Origin of the sequence: Rhizobium sp. YJ-22 (genome assembly GCF_029601685.1) — a bacterium.
Lineage (GTDB): Bacteria > Pseudomonadota > Alphaproteobacteria > Rhizobiales > Rhizobiaceae > Metarhizobium.
The window spans coordinates 14,790-36,892 of record NZ_JARRIR010000025.1 but is presented as its reverse complement, the minus strand read 5'-3'; the positions used below and the strand labels follow the sequence as shown (position 1 = coordinate 36,892).

Below are 22,103 nucleotides of genomic sequence, written 5' to 3'. Positions count from 1 at the left end.
CGTCACGCTATCTGTGTTCCACACAAACGCGCCGTCCACGTCTCTCTTTCTTCTACATAACCAACTTGTCAAAGAACACAGACCGATTGGCCTGACGCAAGACGAACGACCTATTGCAAGAAACCCTTGCAGAAAGCGTTCGATTGTGCGGTTTACCGAGGCGCGCCTTTATTCGCAAGCGACAGCGCCGCCCTCGTTGATGAGCTGCTTATAGGCCGGTGAGCCGCCGACTGTCAACACGGCCTGTAACAAAAATATCAAAAATCTCGCAATCGCTTGAATCTCCTTCATTTTTTTCTGAAGCGACATCAAACGTTCGTTTTTACCTTATGTAAGCAAGCTGGTTTTGTGCAGTTCGCCTTTCTCGCTCTGCATCCGACGGCTGCCCTGACAATTTCACATTCGAATGATCTATGCTCGTCGATCGCAACGCGGTTCGACCGCGTCGCAAGCCGTTTGACTTGAGACATCGAAAGATGCACTTCTTCCAGCCGGCAATCTTAAAAGACAACAAGGCGGGCATTCTCGACCGTGGTCACTGACAGGAACATTGTCCGATCCCTCGGCACTGAGGCGCCGATCCTCGCCGACGGACGCCAGGCGCCGGATCGGCGCGAGGTATCGTTGCGCTGGCTGGCGGGCACGTTTCTGACAGGCATCACGTCGAGCGTCCTCATGGGCGTTGCGTTGTTCGCCGCGCTCGACGGACGCCAGCAACTGGCCATTCCTGCGGAAGCCTATGCCATGACCGATACCAAGCCGGTCGACGACGACAATGTCGTGCGTGGTGGCCGGCTGTTTGCGACCGCGATCGCCGCCAAGCCGGTGGATCGGCAGATTCTCGAAGTCTCCACCGTTGTTCATGACGGCGAGAAGGAACTGGTCCGGCGCCAACCCTTTGCCCATGTGAAGATGGCGCTGGCCGCGAACCACGCCGCAGCGGAGGATTATCCGGCCTTCGATCCGCTGTCGATCTTTTCAACGGAGGAACGGGCGACCGCCGTCGCGGCACGCACGGGGGTCATCTACGGCTCCGACGTCGAATCGGAAGTCAGCCTGAAAACCGTCGCTTTCCCGACCCATGGCTCGCACTATACCTATGCGCCCTCCATGTCGCTGGAAGAAGTCGAAGAGAACGTCCGCTCCAACGGTTCGGTGCTGACCGACGGCGATAGCCAGGTGGCCGCACTTTATTACGTCGATCCGCAGCGCTTTGCCGCCGATGGCGACGTCGACCTGGCCGAGGGTCTCAGCGCCGCCCGCATCCTCGAGGAAAACATGTCGGTCACCGCCCCGGAATCGGTGACGTCGAACACACCGGAATTCGCCGACGACATCATTCCCGTCAACAGCGACACATCCGTCGAGCGCGCCATGGCCGATTCCGGTTATGCCAAGGCGCAGAGCGCGGAGATCGCCGAGAACATCGCCAAGCTTCTGCCGGAGGCTACGCTGTCGGCCGGCGACGTGCTGCGCATCGGCATCGTCCAGAAGGGCGAGGAAGCGACCGTCGTGCGCGCCAGCCTCTACCGCCGCGCCGCTCATGTCGGCACCATTGCCCGCGATGACAAGGGCGCGTTCGTGCGCGGCGCTGAACCGCCGATGCTGGAAGCGATCGCCACCGCCTTCGACGACCGGGCGACGCCGACCGTGGCCGCCCGGGATCTGCCGCGCGTCTATGACGGCATTTATCGCGCCGCGTTTTCCTATGGCATGAACAAGGAAATGACGGCGCTGATCATCAAGCTTCTGGCCAGCAATGTCGATTTCCAGGCGCAACTGAAGCCGACGGATACACTGGAAGCCTTTTTCTCGGTGACCGACGGCAGCGGCAAGGCGACCGCCGATTCGGAACTGCTCTATGTGGATGCCCATTTCGGCGAAAACGATACGCGTTTCTACCGCTATCAAGACCCGGAAGACATGAGCGTCGATTATTTCGACGAGAACGGCAAGAGCATCCGCCAGTTCCTGCTGCGCAATCCCGTGCCGAACGGCGTGTTCAAGTCGGGTTTCGGCATGCGTCGCCATCCGATCCTCGGCTATTCGCGCATGCATACCGGCACCGACTGGGCAGCCCCACGCGGCACGCCGATCATCGCCGCCGGCAACGGCACCGTCGAAAAGGCCGGCTGGGATTCCGGCGGCTACGGCAACCAGACGCTGATCCGCCACGCCAATGGCTATGTCTCCTCCTACAATCACCAGAGCGCCATCGCCAAGGGCGTGACCCCCGGCGCCAAGGTCAAACAGGGACAGGTGATCGGCTGGATCGGCACGACCGGCCTGTCGACCGGCCCGCATCTGCATTACGAACTGATCGTCAACGGCACCAAGGTCGATCCGTTGCGCGTGCGCCTGCCCGGCGGCAAATCGCTGGAGGGCGATGCGCTGGCGAAATTCGAAGTCGAACGCAAGCGCATCGACGCGCTTTTGAAGTCCGACGACAAGAGCAAGCAGATCGCCAAGAAGTAAGCGTTGCATAACCAGATATGCAAACGGCGGGCCAATGACCCGCCGTCTTCATTTCTTTTTGTCCGACTGCGCGGTTACGCGGCCTTGCTGACCTGGTCGCGAACCGAGAATAGCAGCCGGTCCGTTCCGGAGGTGATGTGGATCCGCGATCCGTCCGGCACCTCACCGCCGAGAATCTTCTCGGCCAGCGGATCCTGGACGTATTTCTGGATGACGCGCTTCAGCGGACGCGCGCCGTAAACCGGATCGTACCCCTTGTCGGCCAGCCAGGCGCGGGCATCCTCGTCCATATCGAGGGTTATCTTGCGCTCGGCGAGCAGCGAGACCAGCCGCTTGAGCTGGATTTCGACGATGGCGCCCATCTCGCTGCGACGCAGCCTGTGGAACAGGATGATCTCGTCGACGCGGTTGAGGAATTCCGGCCGGAACGACGCCTTGACCACGTCCATCACCTGATCGCGCACCGCCGAACTATCCTCGTCGTCGCGCAGGTTCGTCAGGTATTCAGCCCCCAGATTGGAGGTCATGATGATGATCGTGTTCTTGAAATCGACCGTGCGGCCCTGTCCGTCGGTCAGGCGACCGTCGTCCAGCACCTGCAGCAGCACGTTGAACACATCCGGATGCGCCTTTTCGATCTCGTCGAACAGCACGACCTGATAGGGACGGCGGCGAACGGCCTCAGTCAGCGCACCGCCCTCGTCATAACCGACATAGCCCGGAGGGGCGCCGATCAGGCGGGAAACGGAATGCTTTTCCATATATTCGGACATGTCCATGCGCACCAGCGCGGTCTCGTCGTCGAACAGGAAGCGCGCCAGCGCCTTGGTCAATTCGGTTTTGCCCACGCCCGTAGGCCCGAGGAAGATGAACGAACCGATGGGCCGGTTGGGATCCTGCAGACCGGCGCGAGACCGGCGAACCGCACGCGACACCGCCTGCACCGCATCGCCCTGGCCGACGACGGACTTTGCCAGTTCGTCTTCCATGCGCAGCAGCTTGTCGCGCTCGCCTTCCAGCATCTTGTCGACGGGGATGCCCGTCCAGCGGGAGACGATATGGGCGATGTTGTCGGGGGTCACGACTTCCTGCACCATGCCGCCGGCGCCGGAGTCCTGCTCTTCGGCCTCCGCCAGCTCCTTTTCGAGCCCGGGGATGATGCCATAGGCCAGTTCGCCGGCGCGCTGGAACTCACCCTTGCGCTGGGCGATGGCAAGATCGTTGCGCGCTTCGTCCAGCTTGCGCTTCAGTTCGGCGGCAAGGCCGAGCTTCTGCTTTTCGGATTGCCAACGGGCCGTCAGCGCATCCGCCTGCTCTTCGAGCGAGGTGAGATCCGATTCGAGCCGCAGCAACCGGTCGGCCGAGGCCTGATCGGGTTCGCGCTTGAGGGCTTCACGCTCGATCTTGAGCTGGATGATGCGGCGATCCAGTTCGTCCAGTTCCTCCGGCTTGGAATCGACCTGCATGCGCAGCCGCGCAGCCGCCTCGTCCACCAGGTCGATGGCCTTGTCGGGCAGGAAACGGTCGGTGATGTAGCGGTTGGAGAGCGTCGCAGCCGCCACCAGTGCCGAATCGGAGATCCGCACCTTGTGGTGCTGCTCGTATTTCTCCTTCAACCCGCGCAGGATCGAGATCGTATCCTCGACCGTCGGCTCATCGACGATAACAGGCTGGAAACGACGCGCCAGCGCCGGATCCTTCTCCACATGCTTGCGGTATTCGTCGAGCGTGGTCGCGCCGACACAATGCAACTCGCCGCGGGCCAGCGCTGGCTTCAACAGGTTCGACGCATCCATGGCGCCATCGGCCTTGCCGGCGCCGACCAGCGTGTGCATCTCGTCGATGAACAGGATGATCTCGCCGTTTTCCGACTGGACCTCGTTCAGGACTGCCTTCAAACGCTCCTCGAACTCGCCGCGGAATTTCGCGCCGGCGATCAGCGCGCCCATGTCGAGCGCCATCAGCTTCTTGTCCTTCAGCGATTCGGGCACGTCGCCATTGACGATGCGCAACGCCAGACCTTCGGCGATGGCGGTCTTGCCGACGCCGGGCTCGCCGATCAGCACCGGATTGTTCTTGGTGCGGCGCGACAGAACCTGAATGGTGCGGCGGATTTCGTCGTCACGGCCGATCACCGGGTCGAGCTTGCCTTCGCGGGCTTCCGCCGTCAGGTCGCGGGCATATTTCTTCAGCGCATCAAAACCCTGTTCGGCATTGGCGCTGTCGGCGGTGCGGCCCTTGCGGATGTCGTTGATGACCTGGTTGAGCGCGGTCGCGGTGACGCCGGCCTTTTTCAGGGTCTCGGAGGTAGATGCGCTCGGCTCGATGGCCAGCGCCAGAAGCAGGCGTTCGACGGTAACGAAGCTGTCGCCCGCCTTCTTGGCGGCGTCCTCGGCAGTCGAGAAGACCTTGGCCAGCGGCGCCGACAGATAGACATTGCCGTTGCCGCCGGAAACCTTGGGCAACTTGGCAAGGGCAGCGTCGTTGGCGAGGCGCGCATCGCGCGGATTGCCGCCGGCACGCTGGATGAGTGACGAAGCCATGCCCTGGTCGTCGTCAAGCAGTACTTTCAATACGTGTTCGGGGGTGAATTGCTGATGCCCCTCGGCCAGCGCATAGGTCTGCGCCGATTGCAGGAAGCCGCGAACCCGCTCGGAATATTTTTCAACGTTCATGATGTACCTCCAGAAGTCCGCTTCGCCCGTATCGGCGCGAAACGGCGGGATAGGATCGGTTCCCGTTCAGGCGAACCGGATGGCGGGGCAGTTGGGATTGGCCTCGCTTTCGAAATGGATATGGGAGAGCAAATCGCCCGTTTAAAGAGGGCATCGAGGAGTTTCGTGCGAGAATTCGGCAAGAGCAGCCGCATTCGCCAAATCAGAAGAACCGAGGCCCGAAACGCAAAAACCCCGGCAAGGCCGGGGTTCTGCAAATCGTCAGGAAAAAACTGTTTATTCCGAGCCGGCCGCTTCCAGAGCGGGCGTCTCGCCGGAGGCTTCGCCTTCGGCAGCTTCCTCGCCACCGGCGCGGCGCGGCTGGCGGCGCGGACGGGTGGCGGCGCCGGTGCGGCGGCGCGGCGTCTTGGCGCGCGGCGCGGCGGCCTCTTCCGCCTCGATCGCCACTTCGGCCGGCGTGCCTTCGATCACCGGCTGCGGGCCGCTGCCATCGATGACGGGAGCCGGCGCGGGCGCCGGTTCCGGGGCAGGCTCGGTAGCGGCAACCGGTTCCGGCGCGGCGGCAACCGGGGCCACCGGTTGGGGCTGGGGCGGCTGTGACTGGGCCTGAGCGGTCTGGCGCGGCGCATGCTGACGCTCGTTGTTGTGCTGGCGGCGCGGTTGCGGCTGCTGCGGCGCGGGCGCCTGCACCGGCTGCGCTTCCATGGCGGCGTCGTCCATGTCGTTGCCGACAGCGTCCATGTCGTCGCTGTCGCGATCGGCATAATCGTTGCGGTCGTCACGCTGGAAGCGTTCCTGCATCTGCGCCTGTGCGGCAGCGATGATGCGGTTGTAATGCTCGGCGTGCTGGAGGTAGTTTTCCGCCATGACGCGGTCGCCTGAACTTTGGGCATCTCGCGCAAGCGCGGCATATTTCTCGGCGATATGCTGGGCGGTTCCGCGAATCTTGATATCGGGACCGGAGCTGTCATAGGTCCGGGTCAGCGGATTGGAACCCTTGCGGTTGAAATTGTTGTTGCCGCCATTGTTGTTGTTATTATTGTTATTGCCACGCCCTCGACCGCGCTTGTTCTGCTGTCCTGGCCTCATCGATTCGCTCACCTGAATGTTCATATATGGTGGTGTAGGAAGCGCCGCGGACGGATCGGAAATCCGATCAAAGCCCAAAAGCGCCGGTTGCAGAGGACGCGGGGGCGCCGATCCGCTCTGACATCAAGTCAAATTACCTGATTCACGTGCCGGAAGTACTCAACCCCGTGAAACTCTCATCTGAGAGAACCTGTGGCCTTAAGAAGACTCGAGCGAATCTCGCTCGCCCCGACTGCCCGACACGTAAAGGCAAACTATCCCGCTTCCCTTGGAAATCCAAGCATTTTCTCGCAGATGCGATAAAATATGCTGGGTTTTGGCGGCACTTTATCCAGACCTGTTGCCCATAAACACAAGGACCCGGTCATTGCCGCCATAGTCCCTGGCCATCTCGCTGAAAACGAAGCCTTGCGCTGCAAAAATCGCGCTCACCGTTTCCGTCTGATCATATCCGATTTCAAGGGCGACGATGCCGTCCGGCATGAGATGGGCCGCAGCACCCCGGGCGATGGCCCTGTAGGCGTCGAGCCCGTCCGGCCCGCCATCCAGCGCCGCCATGGGGTCGAAGTTCCTGACCTCCGGTTCCAGCGCCTCGATGATCTTGGATGCGATATAGGGCGGATTTGAGACGATGATGTGAAATCGGCCCGTCACCTGCGAAAACCAGTCGCTGGCAAGCGTCCGGTAGCGTTCCGCCACGCCGTTGATATGGGCATTCTCCCGTGCCGTTGCAAGGGCGCCCCCGGCAATGTCGGTGCCGAGCACATGCGCCTCGGGACATGCCTTCAGCAGCGCCAGCCCGATGGCGCCGGTGCCGACGCCGAGATCGAGGATATCGACCCTCCCCTCCCCGGCCGCGATGCGCCATGCATGCGGCAGGACGGCTTCGACCAGAACCTCGGTATCGGGACGCGGCTCCAGCGTCTGCGGCGACAGGGTCAGATGCAAGCCGTGAAAGCCACGCGCGCCCAGAATGCGATGCACCGGCTCGCGCTTCAGCCGCCGTTCGAGCGCCGCATCGATCTTTGCGACCTCCGATTCACTGAGAATACGGTCGCCACCGGTAAACATCTCGGTCGCGTCGAGGCCGAGCAGGCCGCCGATCAGCATACGCGTCTCGATGGCCGCATCCGCCAGGCCGGCCTCGGCGAGACGCGACCGCGCCGCCCGGACAACATCCGCCAGCCGCCGGTCGCCGGTGCCGGTCATGGCTGCTGCTCGCCGAGCTGGGCGAGTTGCCCCGCCTGGTAATCGGCGATCAGCGCATCGACGATCTCGTCGATCTCGCCCTCCATCATCCGGTCGAGCTTGTAGAGCGTCAGGTTGATGCGGTGGTCGGTCACTCGTCCCTGCGGGAAATTATAGGTGCGAATGCGCTCGGAACGGTCGCCGGAACCGACCTGGCTCTTGCGGTCGGCGGAACGTTCACTGTCGGCCTTCTGCCGTTCGATGTCGTAGAGGCGCGAGCGCAGGACCTGCATCGCCTTGGCGCGGTTCTGGTGCTGGCTCTTTTCCGAGCTGGTCACGATAAGACCGGTCGGCAGATGGGTGATACGAACAGCCGAATCGGTGGTATTGACGTGCTGGCCTCCGGCGCCCGAGGACCGCATCGTATCGATGCGAATGTCTTCCGGCCGGATGTCGATGTCGATCTCCTCTGCTTCAGGCAGCACGGCGACCGTGGCTGCCGACGTATGGATGCGACCGCTGGCCTCGGTTTCCGGCACGCGCTGCACGCGGTGTACACCCGATTCGAATTTCAGCCGCGCAAACGCGCCGCGTCCGGAAATCGTCGCGATGATTTCCTTGAAGCCGCCGGCATCGCCGTCGCTGGCCGAGAGCACCTCGACTTTCCAACCCTTGCCAGCGGCGAAACGCTCGTACATGCGGAAAAGATCGCCCGCGAACAGCGCCGCTTCCGAACCGCCGGTGCCGGCGCGGATTTCGAGGATGGCGCTCTTCTCGTCGGCGGCGTCCTTGGGCAGGAGCAGGATCTGGATATCTTTTTCCAGCGCCTCCAGCCGCGCCTTGACATCCGGAAGCTCCATTTCGGCGAGATCGCGCATCTCGCGGTCGACACCTTTGTCGGAGAGCAGCGTGTCGAGATCGGCCAGTTCGGCTTCGGCCTTGTGGTAGTCGCGGATGCGGGCGACGACCGGCTGCAACTCGGAATATTCCGAGGCAAGCTTCACGTAGACGTCGGCCGCCGGCCCGGCGGACATGCGCGCCTCGATCTCGCCGAACCGGCGTTCCAGTTCGCGCATTTTCTCGACAGGAAGCTGGGCCAAGCGATACTCCGGTTCACGACGGCAATCCGGCAAAAGCATGAAGCGGTTTGCGCCCGGAATTGCGTAAAGATAAAATTGTCCGCCTCAGAGCGGAATATTGTGCGCCTGCGCGAATTGCGTCAGGATTTCGCGGATCGACATGCTCGGCGACCGCTCGTCCAGCGCCGTGTTCAGCATCTCGGCCAGTTGCTCGACATCGAGGCCGAGCAGCATGGCCTTGACCGGACCGATCGAGGTCGGCGACATCGACACCGAACGATAGCCGATGCCGAGCAGGGCCATGGCCGAAAGCGGCTTGCCGGCCATCTCGCCGCACAGCGTCACGGTTGTGCCGTTGCGCTCACCGGCGCGGGCGATGTCGCGCAGGATGCGCAGGAACGGCCGTCCCAGCGTATCGAAACGATCGGCAACGCGAGCATTGCCGCGATCCACCGCCATCGAGAACTGGAACAGGTCGTTGGAGCCGACCGAGACGAAATCGACCTCGGCCATCAATTCGTCGAGCTGCCAGAGCAGCGCCGGCACTTCCAGCATCGCCCCGAACTGCAGCTTGCGCGGCAGCGGATGGCCGAATTTCGACAGGTGCTGGAGCTCCTTCTGGAAGAGATCGCGCACCGCCCGAATCTCAGGGACCTCGGTGACCATCGGGATCATCATCTTCAGTTCGGCCCCGGCCGAGGCCTTCAAGAGCGCCCGAAGCTGGGTGCGCAACAGGCCGGGCCGGTCAAGCACCAGGCGGATCGCCCGCCAGCCGAGCGCCGGGTTCTCTTCCTCATGTCCGCGGAAATAGGGCACGACCTTGTCACCGCCGATATCCAGCGTGCGGAAGGTCACCGGCCGCCCGGCCGCCTGGCGCAGCACGGCGCGATAGAATTCTTCCTGCTCCTCCGCCTTCGGCATCTTCGAGGCGATCATGAATTGCAATTCTGTGCGGAACAGGCCGATGCCAGAGGCGCCGGATTCGAAGAGCTGCGGCAGATCGACCAGCAGGCCGGCATTCATCTGCAGATTGATGCGGCGGCCGTCGCGGGTGATCGGCTCGACATCGCGCAACGCCCGGAACTGCTCCTGCCGGCGGGCGCGCAGCTTGACCTTTTCCTCGTAAGCGCGCTGCAGGTCGTTGACCGGCCGCAGATGCACCAGCCCCTCGTCGCCATCGATGATCATGGCGTCGCCGTTTTCAGCGAGCGCCACGACGCCGGCCGCCTGGCCGACCACCGGAATGCCCATGGCGCGGGCGACGATCACCACATGGCTGGTGACCGCCCCCTCCTCGAGGATGAGACCGCGCAGGTTGGCGCGCGGATAGTCGAGCAGTTCGGCAGCGCCCATGGCACGCGCCAGGATGATCGCATCCTGCGGCAGGCCGTCGCCGGTTGCGCCCGGCCCGAAGCCGGTTAGCTGCCGCAGCAGGCGATTGGCGAGATCGTCGAAATCATGCATCCGCTCGCGCAGATAGGGATCGGTCAGGCGCATCATCCGCGCCTTGGTGTCGCTTTGCACCTTCTCGACCGCGGCTTCCGCCGTCAACCCGTTGCGAATCGCCTCTTCGAGCTTGCGCACCCAGCCGCGGTCATGCGCGAACATGCGGTAGGTTTCGAGCACCTCGCGATGCTCGCCCTCCATCGAGACATCGCGGCGCGACAGCATGTCGTCGATGGAGATGCGCAGCGAACCGAGCGCTTCGGCCAGGCGATTGACTTCCTTGTCGGCATCGTCGTTCAAGAGGTTGGTGACGACGATGCGCGGCTCGTGCAGGACGACGTAACCGAGGCCGATGCCCTCGTTATAGCCGTCGCCCTCGATGGTGACCGGGCGGCTGAGATCGAGTTCGAGGCCGGGGCGGGTGATCTTCTTGAGCTCGCCCGTCGCCACCATTTCCGCCAGAAGCATGGCGGTGGTCTCCATCGCCTCGACTTCTTCCTCGCGATAATTGCGCTGCGCCTTGTTCTGGACGACGAGGACGCCGAGCGTGCGTCCCGCCCGCAGGATCGGCACGCCGAGGAAGGAATGGTAGATTTCTTCGCCGGTCTCCGGCAGGTAGCGGAAGGCGGGATGCGCCTGGGCGTCGGAGAGGTTCAGCGGTTGAGCGCTGGCCGCGATGGTGCCGACGAGGCCCTGGCCCATCTTGAGCTGGGCGAGATGGACCGCGTCCTTGTTCAGGCCCTCGGTCGCATAGAGTTCGAGAACGCCATCGGCGCGCAGCACATAGACGGAGCACACTTCCGCAACCATGTTCTGCGCAATCTGGCGAACAATCTGGTCCAGGCGCTCCTGAGGCCCAAGCGGCTCCGCCATCAATTCGCGCAGCCGCTTGAGCAGGACGCGCGGACCTGCGGACAGGTCTCTCATCGCGTGCATGCTCCCGCTCTTCATTGCCTCACCCGGAAGGCTGGCCGCGGGTCTTGCCGCAGCCGGTCACGACCGGATCAAGTTCAGCTTTTATCGAGACCGTAGCAGGAATGCAAAGTCCGTACAGCAAGTTCGGCATAGGCACCGTCGATCAGGATGGAAATCTTGATTTCCGAGGTCGTAATCGCCTTGATGTTGATGCCTTTTTCCGACAGCGCCCGGAAGGCGGTGGCGGCGACGCCCGCATGCGAGCGCATGCCGATGCCGATGACCGACACCTTCACCAAGCCTGATTCGCTCTGGATGACGTCGAAGCCGATGCGCTCCTTGTTGTCGGCGAGGATCTTCGCCGCCTTTTCCAGGTCCCCCGAGGGAACCGTGAAGGTCATGTCGGTGCGCGAGCCGTCCTCGGAAATATTCTGGACGATCATGTCGACATTGATGTGGCTCTCCGCCAGCGGTCCGAAGATGGCGGCCGCGACGCCGGGCCGGTCGGAAACGCGGCGCAGCGAAATCTGGGCTTCATCCTTGGCATAGGCAATGCCGGTTACGACTTCCTGTTCCACGATCTCTTCCTCGTCACAAATCAGCGTTCCGGGCGGGTTGTCGAAATCGCCCATGCCCGGCGCGTCGGGGTCTATAAAACTGGAGCGAACGAAGGTGCGGACCTTGTGCACCATGGCGAGCTCGACCGAGCGCACCTGCAGCACCTTGGCGCCGAGCGAAGCCATTTCGAGCATTTCCTCGAAGGCGATCTTCTTCATGCGCCGCGCCTTCGGCTCGATGCGCGGATCGGTGGTGTAGACGCCATCGACATCGGTATAGATGTCGCAGCGGTCGGCCTTGACGGCGGCGGCGATCGCCACGGCCGAGGTGTCGGAGCCGCCGCGTCCGAGCGTCGCGATGCGATTGTCGGGACCGAGCCCCTGGAAGCCGGCGACGACGGCGACCTGGCCCTCCTGCATGCGGCGGATGATGTCACCGCCGTCGATTTCGAGGATGCGGGCGGCGCCATGGGCGTTGTCGGTGCGGATCGGAATCTGCCAGCCCTGCCAGGACCGCGCGTTGACGCCGATCGACTGCAGCGCGATCGCCAGCAGGCCTGACGTCACCTGCTCGCCGGAGGCGACGATGGCGTCATATTCACGCGCGTCGTAGAAGGGGGAATCGGCGCCCGCGACCTTGGGCATGTTCTGCACCCAGGCAACCAGTTCGTTGGTCTTGCCCGACATGGCCGAAACGACCACCGCCACCTCATGGCCGGCATCCACCTCACGTTTGACGTGACGGGCAACATTGTGAATACGGTCCAGATCCGCGACGGAGGTGCCGCCGAATTTCATCACGATGCGTGCCATTGGCTCATTCCAGATGCCTGTGGGCGCCGTGAGGCGCCAGCCCAATCCACTGCCGCGCCTTGCCGGCCACGGCGTTTCCGGGGGGTCTCTTAGCGAAATCGCCCGTCTGGCGCAATGGCCTCGCGGGCCGAATTCGGCCTGTGACGCGCTTATGACGCATGGGGATCGGCCGGGACGAAGCCCGAAAAGCCCGATTGCGAAACGGCCGCGCCGGAAAACCTGACGCGGCCGCTCCAATTTATCCGACGCTATCGATCAGCAATCGGTATCGGTGGTGCAATCGTGGCGACGCGGCCGAACGATGCGCGGCGGCTGTGCCTCGCCGCCGCCATTGTCGACCTGCGGCGGCTGGAACTGCGGCTGCTGCGGCTCGACCGGCTGCGGCGGCGGCTGGCGGGGACGGTCGTCGCGGCGGTTGCGCCCGGGATTTCCGAAGTCGTCCTGCTGGCCCTGGTCCCAGCGGCGCTCGCGATTGCGGTCGTATCGGCGATAGTCGCCGCCATTGTCGTTGTTCCAGCCGTTGTCGCCATCGTCCCAGCTGCGCTCGGCGCGGCGGCGCATCAGGCGCTCGCGGTCGCTCTCGTAGCCGTTGTCGTCGTAGCGCGGACGGTATTCGCGCCGCCAGCGGTCACGGTCACGATAGAAATCGCGGCTGCGGTAGTTGCGATCCCAATAGCGATCGAGATCGAACTGGATGACGGGAATGCCGAGCGGACGATAATATTCCGGGGCGACATAGACGCGGCGCTGGCGATAGACGGTCTGGATATAGCGGCCGGCCATCCAGCCGCGAATGCCGCGGAAGGAAACATCGCACCACGGCACGTCGGCAAGGCAGCCGTAGACGTTCAACGGCGCGCCGGCGCGCACGACGATGACAGCCGGATAGGCCGTGCTCGGTCCCGACCGCAGGTTGACGTTCGTGGTCGCGAACCCTTCGGCCGCCATCGCCACCACCGGCGCGGCCAGCAGCGCACAAGCAATCAATGCACGCTTGATCATATTTCTCACAGTTTACTCTCCCGCTCGAACCCGGCCGCCGAAACCCCGATGGAATCGACATCGGCCTTGGCCCACCAAGGAAAATGATAGGGCGGGTTTTGGCTTTTTTGAGATCGGCCGGTGGCGGCTTTGCCTTATTTTTACAAATTCAGCAACCTATGCGGCATCCTGCGACGATGCGCCGGCGATTTCGCCGCCCGTCGTCCCTGTCGCGCCCTTGACATGCGGGCCCGATCGTCCGACTTCACGGGTTGAGAACGGGTCAAGACGAGGACGAAGCCATGCGCGAAGCCGCCCCCACGACGATCGACCAGGGCGAAGTCGACCGATTTTCGGCAATGGCCGCCGAATGGTGGAATCCGGCCGGGAAGTTCCGGCCGCTGCACAAGTTCAATCCGGTGCGGCTTGCCTATCTGCGCGAGCGCATCTGCGAGAATTTCGGCCGTGATCCGCGCAGCCCCCGCCCGCTCGAAGGCTTGCGGGTGCTGGATATCGGCTGCGGCGGCGGGCTGCTGTCGGAGCCGGTGGCGCGCATGGGCGCACAAGTCGTCGGCGCCGACCCCTCGGAAAAGAATATCGGCATCGCCTCGACCCATGCGGCACAATCCGGCGTCGAGGTCGATTACCGCGCCATGAGCGCCGAGCAGCTTGCCGAGGCCGGCGAAAGCTTCGACGCGGTGCTGAACATGGAAGTGGTCGAGCATGTCGCCGATGTCGACCTGTTCGTGTCGACCTGTGCCGGCATGGTGCGTCCCGGCGGGCTGATGTTCGTCGCCACCATCAACCGAACGCTGAAGGCTGCCGCACTCGCCATCTTCGCGGCGGAGAACATCCTGCGCTGGCTGCCGCGCGGCACGCATCAATACGACAAGCTGGTGCGCCCCGAAGAGCTGGAAAAACCGATCTCCGCCGCCGGCCTCGAGATCGTCCACCGCACCGGCGTGTTCTACAATCCCCTGCAGGACCGCTGGAACCTCTCCGCCGACATGGATGTCAACTACATGATGCTGGCGAAACGGCCTGCAGCCTGATCATCCCGCGGGCGAGAACGAGAAGGGGACGGAGAGAGCGCTTCGTTCCGGTGCGATAAAACCGGCTTGAGCAGGAGCCGGATCAGTTCGTCTCGTCAGGCAGGACCGGCAACGCCGCGATCTCGATGCCTTCCTCCAGCAGCGCCAGAGCCTCGTCGGGTTTGGCTTCACCGATGATGCCCCGTTGCTCGGCCTCTCCGTAATGGATCTTGCGGGCCTCCTCGGGGAAACGCGCCCCGACATCCTCGGCATTGGCGCGGATGGTGGCCACCGCCTCGCGCAGTTTCGCCATCACCTGCTTCTGCGCTTCGCCGGTGACGAGCGATTGTATCGCTTCCTTCTGCCGGCCGGTGGTCACCGAAGGCGCCATCAGCGTCTTCGACACATGCGCTGAGCCGCAGACAGGGCAGCTCAGAAATCCACGCTGTCGCTGGCTGTCGAAATCGGCGCTGCCGGAAAACCAGGCATCGAAATCATGCCCGGCATCGCAGATGAGGTCGTATCGGATCACCCTCCGGCACTCCCTGGACCGGCGATCTTTTCCAGCGAGAATTCGCGCGCATTGGCAAGGTTGGGAATGCGCTGATGCGCCGCCTTGACGGCCCCGACATCGATCTCGGCGAGGACGACCGCCTCGCCCGTCGGCCCCGCCTCGGCCAGAACCCGGCCCCAAGGATCGACGATCATCGAATGGCCGAAGGTTTCCCGCCCGTCCTCATGCCTTCCGGCCTGCGCCGCCGCGACGATGAAGACACCGTTTTCGATGGCGCGCGCGCGCAAGAGCACTTCCCAATGGGCTTCGCCAGTCTGGCGGGTGAAGGCGGCGGGCACGGAAATCACCTGCGCGCCGTTCACCGCCTGCCGGCGGAACAGTTCGGGAAAGCGCACGTCATAGCAGATGGTGAAGCCGAGTTCGCCAAAGGGCAGAGACGCGATGCGCGCCTCGCTGCCAGGCTGGTAGGCAGCACTTTCGCGCCAGCTCTCGCCATTGTCGAGATCGACGTCGAACATGTGGATCTTGTCGTATCGGCAGATGATGTCGCCATCCGGGCCGATCAGGAAACCGCGATTGGCAATCTTGCCGTCGTCACGCGCGATCGCCGTCGAGCCGATATGCATGTAGATGCCGAGCGCGGCGGCAAGGTTGCGGCCTTCCCGGAGGATCAGGTCGTCGCCTTCGCCCCGGAGAACGGCGCGCATGGCCTGGCGGTCGCGCTGCAGCGCGCCGGTCATTTCCGGCGTCTGGACGTAGATCGCCCCCTCCGCCGCCGCCTCGCGCACCAGCCGCGCCATATCGGCGGCATTGCGCTCAGGGTCGACACCGGAACACATCTGGATGGCGGCAGCCTTGAAACTCATGGGTGTCACGCTCCCTGCGCCAGCAGCGGATCGAGCCGTCCCTCGCGGTCGAGGGCGTACAGGTCGTCGCAGCCGCCGACATGGTGCTCGCCGATGAAGATCTGCGGAAACGTGGTGCGGCCATTGGCCTTGGCATACATTTCCTGGCGTGCATCCGGGTTCGCCGTCGCATTGTGCTCGACGTAAACGACGCCCTTGTTTTCCAGCAACTGCTTGGCGCGGGCGCAATAGCCGCAGAAATCGCGCGTATAGATGACGACAGACGCCATGGAGCTCTCCGTTTCCTCCGGCCCGCGCCCGTTCGGCGACGATGCCTCTTCGTCGTCATATAGAATTGCCGAGCGCCCTTGCAAAGGTCAAAACCGTGATATCGGCGGCGCCCGCCCGGCGCAGCACCCGCACGGCCGCCGAAACCGTCGCTCCCGTCGTATAGACGTCGTCGACCAGCACCAGCCGCTTGCCCGCGACATCCGCCTTGCGGCCGGCCGCAACCCTGAAAGCGCCGCGCACATTGTCCTCGCGCGCCGAGACCCCGAGGCCGACCTGCTGTGTCGTGCGCTTGACGCGCAGCAGCGTCGTCGCCAGCAATGGCTTGTCCGCCAGCCGCGCCAGATGGCGAGCCAGTTCCGCCGACTGGTTGAACTTGCGCGACATCATGCGGAAGCGGTGCAGCGGCACCGGCAGGATGGCATCGGCGGCTTCGACCGTGCCATCGCCGGCGCGCAGCATCCAGGCGGCCATCATCGTCGCCAGATCGGTGCGGTCGCGATACTTCAGCCCATGCACCAGACGCCGCGCCACGCCCGCATGAACGGCCACCGAGCGCAGACGATCGAAGGCGGGCGGCTCGGCAATCGCCTCGGCGCTGAGGATACCGGGCCCGAGATCGCGCGAAAACGGCAGGCCGAGTACCTCGCAATAGGGCCGTTCGATGAAACGGATGCCGGCCCAGCAGCGCGCGCACAAGCCGCGATGCGAACCGAGCGTCACGCCGCAACCGGGGCAAACCGGCGGATAGACGATATCGACCAGCTGCCCGAGACCGCTCAACAGACCGGCAAGCGCATTTTTTCGAAGCTCCGGGCGCAAAACCCTATCGCGCATGCGATGGTATTGCTCCGGCGGTTGACTTTGCTCGTCCGGGATCTCATCTGAAGCCGTCATCGGGATCCCCCGTCTTTCCCCGGAGGCGAGCCTAGCACGCCGCACGCCCTCGCGCGAGAGGCGGCATGCGGATCACCTCACAACCCATCGGACGCGCGGCATGGACATCATTTTCGATCAGGCGCTGGTTTCCGGCAATCGCCGGCGGGCGTTGCAGGCCTTCGATCCGAAGGCAACCTTTCTGCTCGACATCGCCGCCGAGGAACTGGCATCGCGCCTCGCCATCATCGAGCGGCGCTTCGACAGCGCCGTCTCGCTCTTCGACGTGACCGGGGAGACCGCGACGGCCGCGCTCGCCACCGGCAAGGTCGGCGACATCCAACGCGTCGAGCTGGCCGGCGCCTATCGGGGCAATGCGCTGGCGACCCGCGAGGCCGCGCTTGAGGCCCCGGAACTGTCCCCCGCCTCGATCAATCTCGTGCTCTCGCCGCTGTCGCTGCATCTCACCAACGACACGCCGGGCGTGCTGGTGCAGATCCGCCGCGCGTTGAAGCCGGACGGGCTGCTGCTCGCCGCCATTCCCGGCGCCGGCACGTTGCAGGAATTGCGCGAGGTGCTGCTGGCCGCCGAGAGCGAAATCCATGGCGGCGTGAGCCCGCGCGTCATTCCCTTCGCGGATGTGCGCGACATCGGCGCTCTCCTGCAACGCGCAGGCTTCGCGCTGCCCGTCGTCGACGCCGAGACCTATACGGTGCGCTACGATTCGCTGTTCGACCTGATGCGCGACCTGCGCGCCATGGGCATGACCAACCCGCTCGCCGCCCGCAGCCGCCGGCCGCTGACGCGCCGTTTCTTCCTGCGCGCCGCCGAACTCTATGCCGAGCGTTACTCCGATGCGGACGGGCGCATCCGCGCCACCTTCTCGATCGTCTACGCCTCCGGCTGGGCGCCGCATGAAAGCCAGCAGAAGCCGCTGAAGCCGGGCTCGGCCAAGGCGCGGCTGGCCGACGCCTTGAAGGCGACGGAGGTCAAGCTGGAGAAGTGAGCATATCCCGGAAAAGCCGGGCCCGTTCAGCGATCCGAAGAAGAACGACGGCGCCGATCAGGGCGAACTGTTGTCCATCGTGTTGGACACCAGGCCGTAGACGTGCTGAAAGCCATTGGCGAAGCCACCGACGCTGTACAAGACTGCGATCGACACCAGCGCGGCGATGAGCCCGTATTCCATCGGCACGCTGCCGCCGGCATCCCGCATCAGCCTTGAAATCCGGCGCATTCGTAAACTCCCCAAGGCCACTTTCTATTTTTACCAGCATTTCGCAATCCGGAAAACCGGTGCCCGATTTTCCTGGAAATGCACGCGTGCCGCCGCACGATGTCCCGTGCCGGCACGCTGTCGTTCAGCAGCCGGAATCCGCGCCGTACCCCTCGACGATGCAGACGGAACCCGGTGTTTCCTGCAGCACGCTGCGGCGCAACGTGTAACGCCTGCCGCCTCCATCAGATGATTCGATCGAACCGGTGGTGATCATGTCGTAATTCTGCGGCGCCGCCGCCGTCTTGCGTTCGCTGTTTCCGGCCAGCATCGGCGTCAGGATCAGCGTCAGCGCAATTCCGGCCACGCCAAAAACCAGCGCGATGTTCAACGCACCGGATCGTTCCGTCTTATTCGACGACCTCTCGCGCATGCGATCGGTTTTCCACGCCTCTTCGTCGACCATATCAAGCCCTTCGAACACATCATGCTTGAATCGCCCTATCATTGCCAAAGCAAGATAAACGATCTGTTAATGACGTCGAGAAAGCTGTCTTCTACAGGAGGTCCTGCAGGATGGGGATCAGCGGCTCATCGGCCGGTGGCATCGGATAGTCGCGCAGCGCCAAAGGCTTGACCCATTTCAGCGTCTGTCCCTCGCGTCCCTGCGGAATGCCTTCGTAGCGGCGGCAGACGAACAGCGGCATCAAAAGATGGAAAGTCTCGTAGGTATGGCTGGCGAAGGTCAGCGGCGCCAGGCATGCGACCTTGGTCTCGATTCCCAGTTCCTCGCGCAATTCGCGAATCAGCGCTTCTTCCGGCGTTTCGCCCGCCTCCACCTTGCCACCGGGAAACTCCCAGAGACCCGCCAGCGACTTGCCTTCCGGCCGCTGGGCGAGAAGGACGCGGTTGTCGGTATCGATCAGCGCGCAGGCGCTCACCAGCACGATCTTGCGCTCGCTCATCGCCCCTCAGGCCTCCCGCCAGTAGCAGTAACGATAGGATTCGGCAAAGCCGAGCTTGCGGTAGAGCGAGAGCGCCGGGGCATTCTCGGCCACCACCTGCAGCCAGGCGGTGCGCGCGCCGCGCATGCGCGCCCAGCGCAGCGCCGCAGACAGGATTTCCAGCCCCAGCCCGCGCCGCCGCTCGTCGGGCGCAACGGCCAGCAGCATGATGCCGGCAAGATCGTTATCCTGCACGCACAGCACCGTCGCCTGCGGTCCGGTCACCGGATCCTCGATGACGAACAGCCCGGTCGTCGGGCGGATCGCGCCGATGATCTCGGCCAGCGCCGGCTTGGCCGCAAGCCCCGCCTCCTCGACCGCCAGGTTGGCGTCGACGAAACGGCCGATATCGTGGCTCGGCAGGTGGTCCATGGTGTCCGGCAGGGTCAGGCCGGCGAGATCGGCGGCCATGACCAACACCTCCTCGACCCGCTGCCAGCCCTTCTGGCGCAGATTGTCGATCAGGGCGGGCGGGGCAAGCGGCGTCTCGCGGATGGTCAGCGGCCGGCCATAGGCCTCGAAACGCTTGCGCGCCTTTTCCAGGCGGATGTCGATGTCCCTGGTATCGGCCGGATCGAGCGGCACGACGGAGTTGAGCCGGCGCGAGGGATGCCCGGCGGTCAGCCGCACCTGCCAGCTTCCGTCATAGGTGACGGCCGCCGCCGGCCAGGCGCGAAAACCGACCGCTTCGAACCGGCGCACCGCCGGCAGGTTCACCCCGTGCGACGAGGAATCCGTCATCGCCACCCGTCAGCTCCGGTAATCGCCGTTGATCTCGACATATTCCTTGGTCAGGTCGCAGGTCCAGACCGTCGCCTGCCCCTCGCCGAGACCGATATCGACACGCACGTCGATATCCTGCCGCTTCATGATCGCAGTGGTCGCCTCTTCCGAATAGGCCGGATCGCGCTCGCCGTCGACGGCAACGCGGACATCGCCGAACCAGATCGCCAGCCGGTCGCGGTCGGCCATCTCGCCGGACTTGCCGACCGCCATGACGATGCGGCCCCAATTGGCGTCCTCGCCGGCGACCGCCGTCTTGACCAGCGGCGAATTGGCGATGGAAAGCCCGATGCGCTTGGCGGCGGCATCGCTTTCGGCGCCGGTAACGGTCACGGCCACCATCTTGCGCGCACCTTCGCCGTCACGGACGACCTGCAAGGCGAGATCCTTGAGGAGATCGTTCAGAGCCGCGCGAAAGGCGTCGAGCCTGCTATCGTCGGCGTTTTCCACGCGCGCCTGACCGTCGGCGGCAGCCGCGCCGGTCGCAAACAGCATCAGCGTATCCGAGGTCGAGGTGTCGCTGTCGACGGTCACCGAGTTGAAGGTCGGGCCGACGCCGGCCGAGAGCAGCGCCTGCAGCGCGGCAGGCGCGATATCGGCATCGGTGACCACGAAGGACAGCATCGTCGCCATGTCGGGCGCGATCATGCCGGCGCCCTTGGCGATGCCGTTGATCGTCACCTTGACGCTGCCGATATAGGCCGAGCGGGTCGCGACCTTCGGATAGGTGTCGGTGGTCATGATCGCCTTGGCCGCCTCGAACCAGAAGTCGCCGGTGGCGTCCTTGGCCATGGTGTCGAGCACGCCGGCGAACTTGGTGGCATCCAGCGGCTCGCCGATGACGCCGGTGGAGGCCAGATAGACCTCGTTCTCGCCGCAGCCGATGGCGGAGGCGGCGGACTTCGCCGTCAGCGCCGTCGCCTCGCGGCCCTTCCTGCCGGTGAAGGCATTGGCATTGCCGGAATTGACGACCACGGCACGCGCCACCCCATGCGACAGATTGGCGCGGCAGAAATCGACCGGCGCCGAGGGGCATTTCGAGCGGGTGAAGACGCCGGCGACAGACGCCGGCTTGTCGAACACCATCATCAGAACGTCCGTGCGGTTCTTGTATTTGATGCCGGCAGCGGCGGTCGCCATGCGCACCCCGCGCAGCGGCGGCATGACGGCGTAGGTTTTCGGAGCGAGCGGAGAAACGGAACCGGACATCTTCAGACCCTGTTGCAAAGACGAGAGCATTTCCAGGAAAAGTGTGAAGCGGTTTTCCGTCCGGAAATGCGACAGACAAAGAGCTTGAGCCCGTCGCAAGGACGGGCTCTGGATGGATTACTGCTTGGTGGCTTCCTCGTAACCCTTGCGCAGGGTCTCGTCGGAAATCTCGACCTTGGAGCCTTCCTTGGCCTTGTTCAGCAGTTCAAGATACTTGTCGCGGATGACGAGGTTGCGAACCTGGGCCTCGACCTGCTCGAAGGGCGGCGGCGGGGCGATGCGCTTGTCCTCGACCTTGATGATATGGAAGCCGAATTCGCTCTTCACCGGCGTCTTGGAATAGGCGCCTTTTTCAAGCGCAAACGCGGCGTCTTCGAATTCCTTGACCATGCGGCCCTTGCCGAACCAGCCGAGGTCACCGCCGTCGTTCTTGTTGGAATCGGTGGACTTCGCCTTGGCCAGTTCGGCGAAATCCTTGCCGGCGTCGAGTTCGGCGATGATCGCCTTGGCTTCGTCCTCGGTCTTGACGAGGATGTGGCGGGCGTGGACTTCCTCTTCCTTCGGCAGCGAGGCGACTTCCTTGTCGTAGCGCGCCTTGACTTCTTCCGGCTTCAACGTGTCGACGATGTTCTTGCGGAAATAGGCGCCGTGCAGCTCGCGGTCCGTCAGGTACTGCATGCGCGACTTGAAGTCGTCGGTCTTATCCAGGCCTTCGGCGGCGGCGCTCTTGGACAGGAGCTTGATGTCGATCAGGCTCGACAGGGCGGCGATCTTCTTCTGGTCGTCCGGCATCTGGGCGAGCTGCGGGTCGAGGCCGGCGATCGCCACGTCGAGTTCGGACTGGTGGACCGGTTCGCCGCCGACCGTCGCCACCACGGCGTCCTCGGCATGGGCGGGAAGCTGAAGGCCGACGAAGGCCACCAGTGCCATCGCAGCCAGTTTTTTCGAGCAGAGCATGAATTAACCTTTCGGAAAGAAACAGGGCCGCGACCCTCGCAGACCCGGTCGAAAATCGTCCTCACCACCAGAATGTGGCCATTCTGTATCGGCCTGTGCCGTTGACATCAATCGGCCCCCCTCTTATCTGTCACGCAACCTCGCGTCCAGATCAGTTTCGGG

The 22,103-nt window shown here is 64.0% G+C and carries 21 protein-coding genes; 3 read left to right on the top strand and 18 right to left on the bottom strand.

What is annotated here, in order from left to right; all coding sequences use genetic code 11:
* Positions 1-168: 168 nt before the first annotated feature.
* The gene (locus tag P7F60_RS28765) at positions 169-309 is read right to left on the bottom strand and encodes a hypothetical protein (RefSeq protein ID WP_277920972.1); all 141 of its coding nucleotides are present in this window, start codon (positions 307-309) and stop codon (positions 169-171) included.
* Positions 310-531: 222 nt separating this feature from the next.
* On the opposite strand from P7F60_RS28765, the gene P7F60_RS28760 reads away from it, so the two are divergent.
* Entirely contained in the window at positions 532-2,475 is a 1,944-nt protein-coding gene (locus P7F60_RS28760) for a M23 family metallopeptidase (protein WP_277920971.1), read from the top strand.
* 74 nt (positions 2,476-2,549) lie between these two features.
* Here the strand turns inward: P7F60_RS28760 and clpB are convergent, their stop codons facing one another.
* From clpB to P7F60_RS28725, 7 genes are all read right to left on the bottom strand, one after another.
* Positions 2,550-5,150, bottom strand: a complete 2,601-nt coding sequence (gene clpB, locus P7F60_RS28755; RefSeq protein ID WP_277920970.1) for an ATP-dependent chaperone ClpB — start codon at positions 5,148-5,150, stop codon at positions 2,550-2,552.
* Between the two features lie 276 nt (positions 5,151-5,426).
* Positions 5,427-6,239: a DUF4167 domain-containing protein gene (locus tag P7F60_RS28750; RefSeq protein ID WP_277920969.1), complete on the bottom strand. Its 813-nt coding sequence runs from the start codon at positions 6,237-6,239 to the stop codon at positions 5,427-5,429.
* Positions 6,240-6,566: 327 nt separating this feature from the next.
* Entirely contained in the window at positions 6,567-7,448 is an 882-nt protein-coding gene (prmC, locus tag P7F60_RS28745) for a peptide chain release factor N(5)-glutamine methyltransferase (protein WP_277920968.1), read from the bottom strand.
* On the bottom strand, positions 7,445-8,527 hold the full coding sequence (gene prfA, locus P7F60_RS28740; RefSeq protein ID WP_277920967.1) for a peptide chain release factor 1: 1,083 nt from the start codon (positions 8,525-8,527) through the stop codon (positions 7,445-7,447). The genes prmC and prfA overlap by 4 nt, the downstream gene beginning before the upstream one ends.
* Positions 8,528-8,611: 84 nt before the next feature.
* On the bottom strand, positions 8,612-10,879 hold the full coding sequence (gene ptsP / locus P7F60_RS28735; RefSeq protein WP_277920966.1) for a phosphoenolpyruvate--protein phosphotransferase: 2,268 nt from the start codon (positions 10,877-10,879) through the stop codon (positions 8,612-8,614).
* An 83-nt stretch (positions 10,880-10,962) separates the two neighbouring features.
* Entirely contained in the window at positions 10,963-12,237 is a 1,275-nt protein-coding gene (locus tag P7F60_RS28730) for an aspartate kinase (RefSeq protein ID WP_277920965.1), read from the bottom strand.
* 255 nt (positions 12,238-12,492) lie between these two features.
* On the bottom strand, positions 12,493-13,239 hold the full coding sequence (locus P7F60_RS28725) for an SH3 domain-containing protein (protein ID WP_277920976.1): 747 nt from the start codon (positions 13,237-13,239) through the stop codon (positions 12,493-12,495).
* A 281-nt stretch (positions 13,240-13,520) separates the two neighbouring features.
* Between P7F60_RS28725 and ubiG the strand changes: the two genes are divergently transcribed.
* On the top strand, positions 13,521-14,270 hold the full coding sequence (gene ubiG, locus P7F60_RS28720; RefSeq protein ID WP_277920964.1) for a bifunctional 2-polyprenyl-6-hydroxyphenol methylase/3-demethylubiquinol 3-O-methyltransferase UbiG: 750 nt from the start codon (positions 13,521-13,523) through the stop codon (positions 14,268-14,270).
* 82 nt (positions 14,271-14,352) lie between these two features.
* Here ubiG and P7F60_RS28715 read toward each other — a convergent pair whose 3' ends face one another.
* From P7F60_RS28715 to P7F60_RS28700, 4 genes are read right to left on the bottom strand one after another with little or no spacing between them, the layout of a single operon-like run.
* Positions 14,353-14,781: a DUF1178 family protein gene (locus P7F60_RS28715; RefSeq protein ID WP_277920963.1), complete on the bottom strand. Its 429-nt coding sequence runs from the start codon at positions 14,779-14,781 to the stop codon at positions 14,353-14,355.
* A complete protein-coding gene (locus P7F60_RS28710) occupies positions 14,778-15,629 on the bottom strand; it encodes a carbon-nitrogen hydrolase family protein (protein WP_277920962.1) in 852 nt (283 codons plus the stop codon). The genes P7F60_RS28715 and P7F60_RS28710 overlap by 4 nt, the downstream gene beginning before the upstream one ends.
* Before the next feature lie 5 nt (positions 15,630-15,634).
* A complete protein-coding gene (gene grxC / locus P7F60_RS28705) occupies positions 15,635-15,898 on the bottom strand; it encodes a glutaredoxin 3 (RefSeq protein ID WP_277920961.1) in 264 nt (87 codons plus the stop codon).
* Positions 15,899-15,953: 55 nt separating this feature from the next.
* A complete protein-coding gene (locus P7F60_RS28700; protein WP_277920975.1) occupies positions 15,954-16,733 on the bottom strand; it encodes a ComF family protein in 780 nt (259 codons plus the stop codon).
* Positions 16,734-16,893: 160 nt separating this feature from the next.
* Between P7F60_RS28700 and P7F60_RS28695 the strand changes: the two genes are divergently transcribed.
* A complete protein-coding gene (locus P7F60_RS28695; RefSeq protein ID WP_277920960.1) occupies positions 16,894-17,778 on the top strand; it encodes a methyltransferase domain-containing protein in 885 nt (294 codons plus the stop codon).
* Between the two features lie 57 nt (positions 17,779-17,835).
* Here P7F60_RS28695 and P7F60_RS28690 read toward each other — a convergent pair whose 3' ends face one another.
* The 6 genes from P7F60_RS28690 to P7F60_RS28665 all read right to left on the bottom strand — a co-directional run bounded on the left by P7F60_RS28690 (position 17,836) and on the right by P7F60_RS28665 (position 21,941).
* Positions 17,836-18,009: a Flp family type IVb pilin gene (locus tag P7F60_RS28690; protein WP_277920959.1), complete on the bottom strand. Its 174-nt coding sequence runs from the start codon at positions 18,007-18,009 to the stop codon at positions 17,836-17,838.
* A 124-nt stretch (positions 18,010-18,133) separates the two neighbouring features.
* On the bottom strand, positions 18,134-18,454 hold the full coding sequence (locus P7F60_RS28685; RefSeq protein ID WP_277920958.1) for a hypothetical protein: 321 nt from the start codon (positions 18,452-18,454) through the stop codon (positions 18,134-18,136).
* A 91-nt stretch (positions 18,455-18,545) separates the two neighbouring features.
* Entirely contained in the window at positions 18,546-18,953 is a 408-nt protein-coding gene (mutT, locus tag P7F60_RS28680; RefSeq protein ID WP_277920957.1) for an 8-oxo-dGTP diphosphatase MutT, read from the bottom strand.
* A 6-nt stretch (positions 18,954-18,959) separates the two neighbouring features.
* Positions 18,960-19,733, bottom strand: coding sequence for a GNAT family N-acetyltransferase (locus P7F60_RS28675; RefSeq protein WP_277920974.1), 774 nt, complete (start codon positions 19,731-19,733; stop codon positions 18,960-18,962).
* Between the two features lie 9 nt (positions 19,734-19,742).
* A complete protein-coding gene (gene argJ, locus P7F60_RS28670; RefSeq protein ID WP_277920956.1) occupies positions 19,743-20,984 on the bottom strand; it encodes a bifunctional glutamate N-acetyltransferase/amino-acid acetyltransferase ArgJ in 1,242 nt (413 codons plus the stop codon).
* Between the two features lie 117 nt (positions 20,985-21,101).
* Positions 21,102-21,941, bottom strand: coding sequence for a peptidylprolyl isomerase (locus tag P7F60_RS28665; protein ID WP_277920955.1), 840 nt, complete (start codon positions 21,939-21,941; stop codon positions 21,102-21,104).
* Positions 21,942-22,103 lie beyond the last annotated feature (162 nt).